Annotated in this window: 11 protein-coding genes; 5 read left to right on the forward strand and 6 right to left on the reverse strand. The window is 70.5% G+C overall.

Annotated elements, in window-relative coordinates:
- Window positions 1-80: 80 nt before the first annotated feature.
- The gene (locus ACGFNH_RS02040; RefSeq protein WP_393651033.1) at window positions 81-803 is read left to right on the forward strand and encodes a sensor domain-containing protein; all 723 of its coding nucleotides are present in this window, start codon (window positions 81-83) and stop codon (window positions 801-803) included.
- A gap of 112 nt (window positions 804-915) precedes the next feature.
- Here ACGFNH_RS02040 and ACGFNH_RS02045 read toward each other — a convergent pair whose 3' ends face one another.
- On the reverse strand, window positions 916-1,137 hold the full coding sequence (locus tag ACGFNH_RS02045) for a DUF5133 domain-containing protein (protein ID WP_393651034.1): 222 nt from the start codon (window positions 1,135-1,137) through the stop codon (window positions 916-918).
- A gap of 238 nt (window positions 1,138-1,375) precedes the next feature.
- On the opposite strand from ACGFNH_RS02045, the gene ACGFNH_RS02050 reads away from it, so the two are divergent.
- Window positions 1,376-1,597, forward strand: a complete 222-nt coding sequence (locus ACGFNH_RS02050) for a hypothetical protein (protein WP_393651035.1) — start codon at window positions 1,376-1,378, stop codon at window positions 1,595-1,597.
- A gap of 156 nt (window positions 1,598-1,753) precedes the next feature.
- Here ACGFNH_RS02050 and ACGFNH_RS02055 read toward each other — a convergent pair whose 3' ends face one another.
- The gene (locus ACGFNH_RS02055; RefSeq protein ID WP_393651471.1) at window positions 1,754-2,224 is read right to left on the reverse strand and encodes a MarR family winged helix-turn-helix transcriptional regulator; all 471 of its coding nucleotides are present in this window, start codon (window positions 2,222-2,224) and stop codon (window positions 1,754-1,756) included.
- Window positions 2,225-2,284: 60 nt separating this feature from the next.
- Between ACGFNH_RS02055 and ACGFNH_RS02060 the strand changes: the two genes are divergently transcribed.
- Both ACGFNH_RS02060 and ACGFNH_RS02065 read left to right on the forward strand, forming a co-directional pair.
- The gene (locus tag ACGFNH_RS02060) at window positions 2,285-2,662 is read left to right on the forward strand and encodes a cupin domain-containing protein (protein ID WP_393651036.1); all 378 of its coding nucleotides are present in this window, start codon (window positions 2,285-2,287) and stop codon (window positions 2,660-2,662) included.
- 520 nt (window positions 2,663-3,182) lie between these two features.
- On the forward strand, window positions 3,183-4,766 hold the full coding sequence (locus tag ACGFNH_RS02065; protein WP_393651037.1) for a reprolysin-like metallopeptidase: 1,584 nt from the start codon (window positions 3,183-3,185) through the stop codon (window positions 4,764-4,766).
- A gap of 294 nt (window positions 4,767-5,060) precedes the next feature.
- Here the strand turns inward: ACGFNH_RS02065 and glnA are convergent, their stop codons facing one another.
- Both glnA and ACGFNH_RS02075 read right to left on the reverse strand, forming a co-directional pair.
- Complete coding sequence (gene glnA / locus ACGFNH_RS02070) at window positions 5,061-6,422, reverse strand: type I glutamate--ammonia ligase (RefSeq protein WP_393651038.1); 1,362 nt, start codon at window positions 6,420-6,422, stop codon at window positions 5,061-5,063.
- A gap of 119 nt (window positions 6,423-6,541) precedes the next feature.
- Window positions 6,542-7,435, reverse strand: coding sequence for an alpha/beta fold hydrolase (locus tag ACGFNH_RS02075; RefSeq protein WP_393651039.1), 894 nt, complete (start codon window positions 7,433-7,435; stop codon window positions 6,542-6,544).
- Between the two features lie 674 nt (window positions 7,436-8,109).
- Here ACGFNH_RS02075 and ACGFNH_RS02080 point away from each other — a divergent pair.
- Window positions 8,110-9,858, forward strand: coding sequence for an NAD+ synthase (locus ACGFNH_RS02080; RefSeq protein ID WP_393651040.1), 1,749 nt, complete (start codon window positions 8,110-8,112; stop codon window positions 9,856-9,858).
- 220 nt (window positions 9,859-10,078) lie between these two features.
- Here ACGFNH_RS02080 and ACGFNH_RS02085 read toward each other — a convergent pair whose 3' ends face one another.
- On the reverse strand, window positions 10,079-11,302 hold the full coding sequence (locus ACGFNH_RS02085; RefSeq protein WP_393651041.1) for an MFS transporter: 1,224 nt from the start codon (window positions 11,300-11,302) through the stop codon (window positions 10,079-10,081).
- A 241-nt stretch (window positions 11,303-11,543) separates the two neighbouring features.
- Complete coding sequence (locus tag ACGFNH_RS02090) at window positions 11,544-12,575, reverse strand: endonuclease/exonuclease/phosphatase family protein (protein ID WP_393651042.1); 1,032 nt, start codon at window positions 12,573-12,575, stop codon at window positions 11,544-11,546.
- Window positions 12,576-12,589: the final 14 nt, after the last annotated feature.

Raw genomic sequence — 12,589 nt, forward strand, 5'->3', positions numbered from 1 at the left:
CATCATCGGACGCGTCATCCGGCGGCGACCGGCACGCAGAGCAATGCCGGCAGCCGCCCATGAGGAGAAGAGAGCGCCCGTTGCCCAGCGGCATACAACGCGTGCTGACCTGCGCCCTGCTGTCAGCCCTGTCGGTGACCCTCACGGCCTGCGGGCCGTCGGACCAGGCCGACGACGACGAGCCCGGACGGCCCAGATCCGGGCAACGCCCCCTGACTTCGCAGCAGTTGGAGGACGCCTTGCCGAAGGGCGGTGATCTACCCGGCTTCCATGGGGATCCCTACGACTTGCCTCTCTTCGACCACGACGACGTGGTCACCACGGACAGCCCGAAGTGCCGGCCCATCGCGGAGACGATGAACTTCCGCCCCCGGTACGAACGCCGGGGCTTGGCATGGGCCGCCCTGGAGCCCGACGCCGCTTCCGAAGAGGTCGACGGCTCGATCTCCCTGAGCAGCCACACCGTCGCGGACGCCAAGGCGTGGATGGCCGACCTCCACAAGGCACTTGACGAGTGCACCGGGTTCACCGCCACCTCGAAGCGAGGCTGGACCTTCGCTTTCACCGTGGGCCGCCTCCCCACGGTGAAAGCCGGACACGGGTCCGTGTCCTACACCCTGGCCAACACCAGCAGTCCCGACGGCCACGCCGGAGTCATGACCGTCGTCCGCACCTGGGGCACCCTCACCTCGTACCTGATGAGCCAGGACCCCGACGACCCCAACCCGGTCTCGGCAGCCGTCGCGAGGCGCCAGGACGAACGGCTCCGAGCGATCGCCACCCGCCCCCTGACACCTCGATGACACTCCGGGCCGGCGGTCGATGGCCGCCGGCCCGGATGAGGTGACGGGGGCGCTGCCGCACCCAACTGCCCGGACACACACATCGGTTCCCCCGGACGGCGCGCTACGCGGGTCAGCCCGCGACCAGCGTCCCGCTCCGGGCGCGCTCGTCACGCAGCTGCTGCCGCGCCAGGACGAGCGCCGCCTCGATGTCCTGAGCGCCTGTCGCCACGCACAAGTTACGGACGACATCGTCGAGCCGCTGCTGCGCCTCGGGGACGCCTTCCTGGGCGCGGAGTGCTTCCAGGGCTTCGTACTGGGCGACGAGATCGGTGAGAACCGCAGGGTGGGCCATGAGCACGGCGGGGGTCCCTTCTCGTGGTGCGTCGGTCCCGCACCGCTTACCCCCGTACGTGAAGGGCACGCGATATTGCCCCCGGACGACGGTGACAGCGTCGTGCACCGGAGAACGCCCGACCGTTCAACCGGGCCGCGCCGGGCATGACTTCGTCGCACCGGGCATGACTTCGGGCATCCGTGGGACTCGCAGCGCGTCGCTGTCCCCACGACACCTCTTCGACCGGAGACATCGCATGCGCTTCTTCGAATACGGCCCCTGGATCAGCACGGACACCCCGGGCCTGGAAGTCCGTTGGGGCCCCGAGAGGCTGGTCTCCGTACGGACTCCCGAGCGCGACTGCGACGCGTTGCTGCCCCTCCTGGAAGACCTCGCCGACGGTCGCACCGAGGGATGGCGGGCCACTTGGCTCACACCCCGGCACGCCCGCTCGGCACTGCGAACGCTCCGTGCATGAGCGCGGAACGCCCTTGCACCACCGGTAGGTTCTTCCGCGGCCCGGACGCCATGACCGGTGTCCTCACCCACCGGGCGCCGTGAGTTTGCGACAGCGTGCTCCACGACTTGCGAGAAAACTTGAGGGACTGCCACTTCCGGACACCTCGGCCCGATGCTAGGAGTTGCCGAACCATCCGGGCATGTCGAGCAGGAATGGCTCTGCGGGTGTCACGCTGCGCAGGTCCGCTTCCAGCGCACGGAGGCGATCTTCGCCAAGGGTCTGAGCCCAGTCGGCCCGGAGACGGTCGAAGATGCGCGCCGACAAGGCCAGGCAGTCCATGCCTCGATCGGTCAGTCGCACGATCTTGCGCCGCGCATCGCGCGGATCCGCGCCGCGTTCCGCGTAGCCAAGGCGCTCAAGCGTGTCGATCGTCTTGCCCGCTGCCTGCTTGGAGACTCCGAGCCGACGGCCGAGATCCGCGGCGGTTGTGCCGTCCGGACCGATCGCCTGGAGGACGTAGCCGTGCATCGGCCGGACATCGGGGTGCCCTTGGCGTGCCAGCTCGTCATGGAGGTCGTCGATGAGAACGCGGAAAGCGAGGAACAGCCGCAGCGGCAGCTCGAATCCAGGGGAGTCACTTGACACGATCGACAACCAGGTTCACCATCTCGACAACCATGTTGTCGAGTCTAAGGGGTCTCCACGATGCCTGTCATCCGCCATGCCGGCAGCCGCAGGACCGAGACCCCCAACGCCGTCATGACCACGCTTGCCTCGCCGACGCCGGGCGGCGCCGGACAGGCCGTGTGGCGCGTGGATATGCAGCCTGGCGCCACGGGCCCCCTCCACACATGCGATGCCGAGCAGGTGTGGACGGTAGTGGACGGCGGAGCGACCGTTGAGCTCGATGGCGAGAAGCTCATCGTGATGCCGGGCGACACGGTCGTGATGCCCGCCACGGCGCCGCGGCGGGTGTGCGCCGACCCCGAGGAGGGCTTCGCCGCCATTGTTGCCGCCTCCCCAGGCGCGTCCGCTTCCGCTCCTGACGGCACCGGCAGGACAGTACCGGCCTGGACCGTCTAGGCAGAGCCATCGGCGGAACCGTTCCGGACCGCGCACTCTCCGGCGCGGCGCCGCGGTCGATCGGCTCTACGAGGCGAGCGAATCCACGCCTGACAGCCCACAGACGCTCCAGGAAGCGTGACATGACGCCGGGTCAGTGATGAATGCCGCTGACCCGGCGTCATCTGTCCGGAGGGAACACCCGTCCGACCTTGCGCACCCACCACGGTCTGCGCCGCAAGGTGGGAGACCGTCAGGATCCCTGTGAGACCGCCGAGTCGCCGCCATTGCTCCCGGCCTCACCGAACTGCTGCCGTGAGGCAGGGTGGCAGGCCTGCCGCAGGCCGTGCCGGCCGACTGCCGGTCCAGAGCACGGCGCAAAGGTCTCCGACGGCGCGGCTGCTGACGGATGGACAGGGCCAGAGCTGTATCCGGGTGAACCTCGACCCGGATGGCTGTGTGAGCGGTGCACCGCGATGTGGCAGGAGCTCGGTTTGCGGAACATGAGCCGAAAACCCCCATAGAGAGGCTGACGTACCTCATGCGTCGTTCCCTACTCGCCGCCTCCAGCGCGGCGACCGCCCTCATCGCCACCCTGGCACTGGCCCTCAACACACCCGCCGCGTCCGCTAGGACCGGCGGGGACCACGACGAGCCCTGGGTAGTGCGCACCGCCGCGCTGCGCGCGGATGCCAAGCAGTTCCGTTCGTTGTGCGGAAAGCAGAAGGAGGGGAGACCCGAGCGCCGCACGTTCCCACTCTTCGGCCACGACAGCCGCACGTTCCCTCCCTCCGGCCACGGCAAGGGCTTCACCGCGGTGCAGGACTTCCAGCGCCAGGACGCTGACGGCACCGTGTATTGGGCCGGACACGACCCGAAGCACCCCGAGAACACCATCGCCGTGTCCATCATCGGAGCGTGCACAGATGGGCCGGTCACCCTCTCCGGCGCGATCGAGGTCGGCTTCCGCCAGTACCAGTACCAGCCGCTGGCCAAGCGCCCGGGCTGGTTCCAGCTGCAGGAGATCGACTCCCTGAAGCTGCCCCCCAACGGACACGGTGTCGACACAGTCGACGTGCCTGCGGGCCACAAGCACCCGAAGCCGCCCCACAAGCCCCACAAGCCCCACAAGCCGGGGTTGAGGATCGCAACTCCCGACAACCCGGCTGCCATCGACATCGTCGTCGCCTACACCCCGGCCAGCGTCACCGAACTCGGCAGTGTCACGGCGGTCCAGGCCCGGATCAGGTACGGCGTGAACCAGCTCAACAGGGCGCTTGCGACGAGCGGTGTGCCGGCCAGCGTGCACGTCGTCAACACCTACCAGACCCAGCCGACCGGCGTCGCGCGCGAAAACGCCGGAACCCTGCTGGGCATGCTCAGCAACCCCGCAAACCCGACCCTCGGCGCCCCGGCCGCCGCCCAGCGGACGGCATCCAGCGCCGACCTGGTCGCGCTCCTCGCCGCCATCCCCGCAGAGGACAGCTCCGGGCAGGCCAACCTGCCCACCCCGGCCGCAACCTCGACGACCGACAGCGCCGCATTCTCGGTCACCAGCGTCTTCTCCGTGACAGCGTGGGAGAACCTCGCACACGAGATCGGCCACAACTTCGGTCTGAAGCACGACCGCCTGACAGTGGCCAACCAGGGGGGAACAACCCCCGTCGGCACCCAGAACTACGGCTGGATCACCCCCGACCAGCAGTGGCACACGATCATGGCCTACTCCAGTGCCTGCACTCAGCCGTGCAAGGTCGTCAACCAGTACTCCAACACCGAGAACATCTTCAACGGCCAGCCCCTCGGCGACGCGAACAACAACAACGCCGCCGTCGCAACACGCAGCGCCGACATCCTGGCCGCCTATCGGCCCTCTTTGGTCACCAACCGGGTCTCTCTGGACATCTCCGCCGACCCCGTCGGCGGAGCCACCAGTGTCAAGCCCAGTGAATACGGCCCGTACGACCCCGGCACGCAGGTCACCGTCATCGCCGAGGCCAGCCCCGGCTTCCAGTTCACCGGCTGGGTGGTCGACGGCCAACCCACAGGCGTCACCACGCCGAGCTACCAGATCACCATGAACGCCAACCGCAGCATCGTCGCGCAGTTCAGCGAGATCGGGTGACCGTACGAGCCTCCTAGGGCTCGGCAGCCGAGGACACAAGGCATCGGTCGCTGTCCGGCCGACACGGGTTGCGGCGGGCCGCCGGCTTGCCGGAAGCCGTAGCCGGGTGATGAACGGAAGTGTCCTGGGTCGAAGCCGGGCGACCGCACGACGCATGATCTCTTGCTCATGCGCGTCGCCCGGCTCTACTTCTGGCCCACAGGCGGCCCAGGGCGAATGAGACGGCTCCGGGCCGGTGGCGTACTGCCACCGGCCCGGAGCCGTTGTCATGCCAGGAAGTGCCCTGACCTGCGGTTACAGCACCGGCAGGTTCTTCCGGAGCTCGAACGCGGTGACCTCGCTGCGGTACTCCTCCCACTCCTGCTTCTTGTTGCGGAGGAAGAAGTCGAAGACGTGCTCGCCCAGGGTCTCGGCGACCAGTTCGCTGCGCTCCATGAGGGTGATCGCCTCGCCCAGGTTCTGCGGGAGGGGCTGGATGCCCATCGCGCGGCGCTCCGGGTCGCTGAGCGCCCAGACGTCGTCGTCGGCGCCCGGGGGGAGTTCGTAGCTCTCCTCGATGCCCTTCAGGCCGGCCGCCAGCAGCACCGCGTACGCCAGGTACGGGTTGGCGCCGGAGTCGAGGGAGCGGACCTCGACACGGGTCGAGCCGGTCTTGCCCGGCTTGTAGAGGGGGACGCGGACCAGCGCGGAGCGGTTGTTGTGGCCCCAGCAGATGTACGAGGGGGCCTCGCCGCCGGCGCCCGCGGTGCGCTGCGAGCCGCCCCAGATGCGCTTGTAGGAGTTCACCCACTGGTTGGTGACGGCGGAGATCTCGGCCGCGTGGCGGAGCAGGCCCGCGATGAAGAACTTGCCGACCTTGGAGAGCTGGTACTCGGCGCCCGACTCGTGGAAGGCGTTCCTGTCGCCCTCGAAGAGGGAGAGATGGGTGTGCATGCCGGAGCCGGGGTGCTCGGAGAACGGCTTGGGCATGAACGTCGCCTGCACGCCCTGCTCCAGCGCCACCTGCTTCATGACCAGCCGGAAGGTCATGATGTTGTCCGCGGTCGACAGCGCGTCCGCGTACCGCAGGTCGATCTCCTGCTGGCCCGGGGCGCCCTCGTGGTGCGAGAACTCCACCGAGATGCCCATGGACTCCAGCATCGTGATCGCCTGGCGGCGGAAGTCCATGCCGACGTTCTGCGGGGTGTGGTCGAAGTAGCCGGAGTTGTCGGCCGGGGTGGGCCGTGTGCCGTCGACCGGCTTCTGCTTGAGCAGGAAGAACTCGATCTCGGGGTGGGTGTAGAAGGTGAAGCCGAGGTCGGAGGTCTTGGCCAGGATGCGCTTGAGGACGTAGCGCGGGTCGGCGTACGAGGGCGAGCCGTCCGGCATCAGGATGTCGCAGAACATCCGGGCCGTGCCGGGCGCCTCCGCGCGCCACGGGATGATCTGGAACGTGCTCGGGTCCGGCTTGGCGATCATGTCGGACTCGTAGACGCGGGCGAAGCCCTCGATCGCCGAGCCGTCGAAGCCCATACCTTCGTCGAAGGCCTGCTCGAGCTCGGCAGGCGCCACCGCGACCGACTTGAGGAAGCCCAGCACATCGGTGAACCACAGGCGCACGAAGCGGATGTCGCGCTCTTCGAGCGTACGAAGCACGAACTCCTGCTGCTTATCCATGATTCCTATCCTCGCAGGTCAGACGGCTTGCTCTGGAGCTGTAGGGGTGCGCCACCGCGCTGTGGCCGTTTCAGTATCACGTGGCGGCGTTTCTGCCGCGTTTCGTCCCCGGGGTCAGGCTAGGTCCTCCCGGCCGCGATGTCCCAAGCGGGCGACTCCCCGAGCACGGCGCGGGCGACCGCCGCGGGGTCGTCCATCATCACCAGATGGCCCGCGGGGGCGGCGATCCGGAACTCGGCTCCGTTCAGCTCCGCGGCCAGTCGCCGCTGCCGGTCCAGGCGGCGCAGTTGGCGGGGCGCATCGGTGGCGCCGTATGCGGCCAGCACGGTGACGGGGACGTCCGGCAGCGGACGGCGGGCTCGCAGGGCGAGCACCTCCGCTGCCGTACCGGCGTACGTCGCGTTCTCCAGCAGGCTCGCGCGCAGCACGCGCGTCGTGCTGTAGCAGCGCCGAACGAGGGCGGCGGGGGCCGGGTCGCGGTGGCGTACGGTCTGGGCGCGGACCGTGACGCGGCGCGCGGAGCGGCCGAGGACCCGCGGCACCCCCGCGGCGCCGAGCCCGGCCGCCAGCAGGCGCGCGGCGGCGGCGCGGGGCGCGGCGGGGAGGGCCGGGGCGCGGACGTCCTCCGCCACGCTGGTGTCGACGAGGACGATCCCGGCGGTACGAGCGGGGTGCAGCCGTGCAAATGCCTCCGCGTGGAGTCCGGCGAGCGAGTGGCCGACGACCGTACAGGGGCCGGACAGGCCGAGCGCGTCGAGTACCGCGAGGATCCGATGCGCCTCGCCGGCCGCCGTGGGGACCTGCTGCGCGGGCGCGGGGGCGCTGAACCCGAGGCCGGGGCGGTCGAACCGCACGACGGTGCGGTGGGAGGCCAGCAGCGGGACGACCGGATCCCAGTCGAACCAGCTCATACCGAGCCCGCCGCTGAGCACGCAGACGGGGCCCTCTCCCTCGCATACGACGTGGGTGGGGACTCCGGCGACCGTGAGAATGCGGCCGGGTACACGGATCATGCGTCCTATCCTGCGCCTTCCCGCGGGCCGCGGGCCGCTTCCGGACGGCCTCCCGGGACTGTCGCCCCGTGGCCGTTCCTCCAGCATGGACTCGTGCAAGCAGGGGCCGGCGGGGCCGGCACAGTCCCCCGGCGTGCACGCACTCGACGCAATGGGCCACCCTGTCCGCCCTGTCCGCCGCCGGATTCCGGAACTCCTCGCCGACGGCGAGCGGCGATGCGGTGGCGGACCACCTCGCCGGCGGCGAGCGGCCCTCCGGCGCGGTGACGGCCGTCATCCGACGAGGAGTTCGGCATCTCCCGGCCGGCCGTGCCCCCAGCATCTGCGCGTGCCGCGCGCGGCCGGGTTCGCGACCGTACGCGCCGAGGGCACCCATAGGCTCCACGCCAACGACTCCGCTCCCCGGCCGGAGATCGATCTCCGGCCGGAACGGTTCCGCGCCTTCCGGAACCAATGGCTGGACGGGCCCGGGCACCGAGCCGGCGCGCGGCAAGCGCGAGCGTCGGCTGCGGCCTTTAAAGCGTTGCCCCGGGCCGGGGCGACGCTGCTGAGCGGCGGCGCGCAGCAGGGCCGGAGCCCACGGCGGGCCGCGAGGTCGCCCGTCCCGGCGGAGTGAACGGGCCCACACCCCCGCGGCCGGGACATCGCGTCAGAGAGACGATTAGACTGGCCGCGTGCCTCAACTTCGCCTCGCACTGAATCAGATCGACTCGACCGTCGGCGACCTCGCCGGGAACGCCGAGGCCGTCCTCCACTGGACCCGGCACTCCGCCGAGCAGGGCGCCCACCTCGTGGCGTTCCCCGAGATGATGCTCACCGGCTACCCCGTCGAGGACCTCGCCCTGCGCGCCTCCTTCGTCGAGGCGTCGCGGGAGGCGCTGCGCACTCTCGCCGCACGGCTCGACGCCGAGGGCCTGGGCGATGTGCCCGTCGTCGTCGGCTACCTGGACCGTTCCGAGAAGGCTCAGCCCCGGTACGGCCAGCCCGCCGGGGCACCGCAGAACGCCGCGGCGGTACTGCACCGCGGCGAGGTGGTGCTGACGTTCGCCAAGCACCACCTCCCCAACTACGGCGTCTTCGACGAGTACCGCTACTTCGTGCCGGGCGACACCCTGCCCGTCGTCCGCGTGCACGGTGTCGACATCGCGCTCGCCATCTGCGAGGACCTGTGGCAGGACGGGGGCCGGGTGCCCGCCGCCCGGTCCGCCGGCGCCGGACTGCTGCTGTCCGTCAACGCCTCCCCGTACGAGCGCGAGAAGGACGACACCCGCCTGGAGCTGGTCCGCAAGCGCGCCCAGGAGGCGGGGTGCACGACCGCGTACCTGGCGATGATCGGCGGCCAGGACGAGCTGGTCTTCGACGGCGACTCGATCGTCGTCGCCGCGGACGGCGAAGTGATCGCCCGCGCACCGCAGTTCGCCGAGGGCTGTGTACTGATCGACCTCGATCTCCCGGCGGCGGGACCGGTCCCCGCGGGCACGGTGGACGACGGCCTGCTCGTCGACCACGTCACGCTGTCCGCCGAACCGCTGCCGCCGTACGAGCCCGAACTCAAGGGCGGGTACGCGGACCGGCTCGACGACGACGAGGAGGTCTACTCGGCGCTGGTGGTCGGCCTTCGCGCGTATGTCGCGAAGAACGGTTTCCGCAGCGTGCTCATCGGCCTCTCCGGCGGTATCGACTCCGCCCTCGTCGCCGCCATCGCCTGCGACGCGATCGGCGCGCAGAACGTCCACGGCATCTCGATGCCGTCCAAGTACTCCTCCGACCACTCCCGGGGCGACGCGGCCGAACTCGCCACCCGTACGGGGCTGAACTACCGCTCGGTGCCCATCGAGCCGATGTTCGACGCGTACATGGACTCGCTCGGCCTCACCGGTCTCGCCGAGGAGAACCTGCAGTCACGGCTGCGCGGCACGCTGCTGATGGCGGTGTCCAACCAGGAGGGCCACATCGTCCTGGCGCCGGGCAACAAGTCCGAGCTGGCGGTGGGGTATTCGACGCTCTACGGCGACTCGGTCGGCGCGTACGGCCCGATCAAGGACGTCTACAAGAACCTGGTCTTCCGTCTCGCCCGGTGGCGCAACCGGGCTGCCGCCGACCGCGGTCAGACCCCGCCGATCCCCGAGAACTCCATCGTCAAGCCGCCGAGCGCCGAGCTGCGCCCCGGCCAGGTCGACACGGACTCGCTGCCCGACTACGACATCCTCGACGCGATCCTCGATCTGTACGTGGACCACGACCGGGGTCAGGACGCGATCGTCGCGGCCGGCTTCGACCCGGACGAGGTCGCCCGGGTCCTGCTGCTGGTGGACCGGGCCGAGTACAAGCGGCGCCAGTACCCGCCGGGCACCAAGATCTCGGCCAAGGGCTTCGGCAAGGACCGCCGGCTGCCGATCACCAACCGCTGGCGCGAGGGCTGACCTGACCGCCGGAAGCGTCGGGTTTCGCGGGCTCGCGGGCTCGCGGGCTCGCGGGCTCGCGGGCTCGCGGGCTCGCGGGCTCGCGGGCTCGCGGAACCGCAGCGGAAAGACCGTGCCCCGCGCAGTGGGCGGGGCACGGCCGTCTCCGGTGCGGCTCGACGCGCCACACTTCCGAGGATGACACCCGGGTCAAGGGAGCCACGTCACCCGACGGATTTCTTCACCCGACCCGCTCGACGTGCACCGGGTCGGAGCTGCGCGCCACGACCCGCGAGCCGCCCGCGCCCTCCGCCGTACGGGCCGTGGACCCCTCGAGCAGCCCGGCGGTGACGGCGATCGCGAGCCCGGCGGCCGCCAGCGCGGCACCGACCAGCGTGGGCGAGGTCCACCCCCACCCGGCGGCGATGGCGGCACCGCCCAGCCAGGCACCCCCGGCGTTGGCCAGGTTGAACGCCGAGTGGTTGGAGGCGGAGGCCAGCGTCGGCGCGTGCTGCGCCTTGTTCATGACGAGCATCTGCAGCGGTGTCGTGGTGATGAAGCCCACGGCACCGAGGACGACGACCGTCACCAGCGCCGCCCACTTGATGTGGACGGTGGCGTCGAAGACGACGAGGACGACGGCCAGCGCGCCCAACGACCCGTAGAGCGTGGGGCGGAGGGCCCGGTCGGTGAGCGGTCCGGCGACCAGCGCGCCCAGCGTCATGCCGAGGCCGAAGAGCGCGAGGACGACGGTCACCGACGACTCGGCGAAGCCGGTGACCTCGGTCATCATCGAGGCGAGGTAGCTGTACACGGCGAAGACGCCCGCGAATCCGAAGACCGCGGTGAGCAGCCCGAGCAGCACCTGCGGATGGCGCAGGGCGGACAGCTCCCGTACGAGCCCGGCACGGGAGTCGAGCGGCATGTACGGGACGAGCCGGGCGAGGGCCGCGACCGCGACCAGGCCGATCACCGCGACGACGAGGAAGGTGGCGCGCCAGCCGAGCTGCTGGCCGAGGAGGGTGCCGAAGGGGACGCCGACGATGTTGGCGACGGTGAGGCCGAGGAACATCGTGGCCACGGCCCGCGCCTGCCGCCCCTCCGCGACCAGCCGGGCCGCGACGACGGCACCGACGCCGAAGAACGCCCCGTGCGGCAGCCCGGCGAGGACCCGCCCGGCGGCCAGCAGTGCGAAGTTCGGCGCGAGGGCGGAAGCCAGGTTGCCCATGGTGAACAGGACCATGAGCAGGACGAGCATCCGCTTGCGCGGGATGCGGGAGCCGAGCGCCGTGAGGAGCGGGGCGCCGATGACGACGCCGATGGCGTAGGCGGAGACGAGATGGCCGGCGGTGGGCACGGAGGTGCCGAGGTCGTCGGCGACGTTGGGCAGCAGGCCCATCATCACGAACTCGGTGGTGCCGATGCCGAAGGCCGAGACAGCCAGGGCCAGCAGGGCCAGGGGCATGGAGGGAGAACCTTCCTTTCCGGTGTTCCTTAAGTTTGCTTCCGGAACAAAGTCTCTCAGACGCGTGGGGCGTACGCGTGAACCCCTTGTTGCGAGCAGACCAAAGATCTCCGCAGGCCGAAGCACCCGCCCGTACGGGACGGAGCGGAGGACGTCGTACGGGAAGCGGTGGAGGACGACGTACGGGCAGCCGGGCCCGGGTCAGTGCCTGCGCCCGGTCAGCGCCTGCGCCCGGTCAGGGTCAGAGCTGGACCGTGGCCGCGATCGGCAAGTGGTCGCTCCCGGTCTTCGGCAGCGTCCAGGACGACACCGGCTCCATGTCGCGCACCATGATCTGGTCGATCCGCGCCATGGGGAACGACGCGGGCCAGCTGAAGCCGAAGCCATCGCCCGCCGCGCCCTGCGTGGACCGCATCGTCGACGAGCCGGGCGAGGTGACGGGCGCCAGCGCACGGTCGTTCATCGTCCCGTTGAGGTCGCCGAGCAGGACGACCTTGCCGATGGGCTCGCGCGCGATGGCCTGACCGAGCGCGTGCGCGCTGTCGTCGCGCTGCCCCGCCGTGAAGCCCGCGTTGAACTTCACCCGGACCGAGGGCAGATGGGCGACATAGACCGCGACCTGCCCCTTGGGGGTGTCGACGGTGCCGCGGAGCGCCCGCGTCCAGCCGAGCTTGATGTCGACGGGACGGACGTCCTTCAAGGGGTACTTGCTCCAGATCCCCACGGTCCCCTGCACGGAGTGGTACTTGTACGCGCGGCCCAGCGCCTTCTCGTACGCCGGCACGGCATCGCCCGTCAGCTCCTCCAGCGCGACGACGTCGGCACCGGAGCGGGCCACGTCGCGGCCCGTCCCCGCGGGGTCGGTGTTCTGGGCGTTGACGTTGTGCGTGGCCACCGTGAGGTCGCCGGAGGTGGAGGCCTTGGAGGTGACCAGGCCGCCGAACATGTTGAGCCAGATCACCGTCGGCAGCAGCAGCGCGATGAGCGCGGTCGCCGAACGGCGCGCGATCGCCAGCACGAGGAGCACGGGAATGCCGAGTCCGATCCAGGGCAGGAAGGTCTCCAGCAGGCTGCCGACGTTGCCGACCGCGTTCGGGATCCGGGAGTGAAAGACCATCAGCCCGGCCAGGACCAGGGCGAAGACGGCGAGGACGATGCCGCGACGCCAGAGTCCGGGGGACTGCCAGCCGCTCAGCAGGCGCCGGCCACGGAACCCGGTCCGCTCGGCGCCCGAGCTGCCGTGTTCCCTGTGCCTGGTTTGCGCCTGCGTCATGTGTGCCGTTCCTC

The sequence above is a fragment of the Streptomyces sp. NPDC048639 genome, from assembly GCF_043199075.1.
Taxonomy (GTDB): Bacteria; Actinomycetota; Actinomycetes; order Streptomycetales; family Streptomycetaceae; genus Streptomyces.

What these genes read in the sequence shown, in the direction of transcription:
- ACGFNH_RS02045 (WP_393651034.1), bottom strand. Translation starts at nt 1,137, where the DNA reads ATGGCCCACCCTGCGGTTCTCACCGATCTCGTCGCCCAGTACGAAGCC.
- ACGFNH_RS02050 (WP_393651035.1), top strand. Translation starts at nt 1,376, where the DNA reads ATGCGCTTCTTCGAATACGGCCCCTGGATCAGCACGGACACCCCGGGC.
- ACGFNH_RS02060 (WP_393651036.1), top strand. Translation starts at nt 2,285, where the DNA reads ATGCCTGTCATCCGCCATGCCGGCAGCCGCAGGACCGAGACCCCCAAC.
- ACGFNH_RS02065 (WP_393651037.1), top strand. Translation starts at nt 3,183, where the DNA reads ATGCGTCGTTCCCTACTCGCCGCCTCCAGCGCGGCGACCGCCCTCATC.
- glnA (WP_393651038.1), bottom strand. Translation starts at nt 6,422, where the DNA reads ATGGATAAGCAGCAGGAGTTCGTGCTTCGTACGCTCGAAGAGCGCGAC.
- ACGFNH_RS02075 (WP_393651039.1), bottom strand. Translation starts at nt 7,435, where the DNA reads ATGATCCGTGTACCCGGCCGCATTCTCACGGTCGCCGGAGTCCCCACC.
- ACGFNH_RS02085 (WP_393651041.1), bottom strand. Translation starts at nt 11,302, where the DNA reads ATGCCCCTGGCCCTGCTGGCCCTGGCTGTCTCGGCCTTCGGCATCGGC.
- ACGFNH_RS02090 (WP_393651042.1), bottom strand. Translation starts at nt 12,575, where the DNA reads ATGACGCAGGCGCAAACCAGGCACAGGGAACACGGCAGCTCGGGCGCC.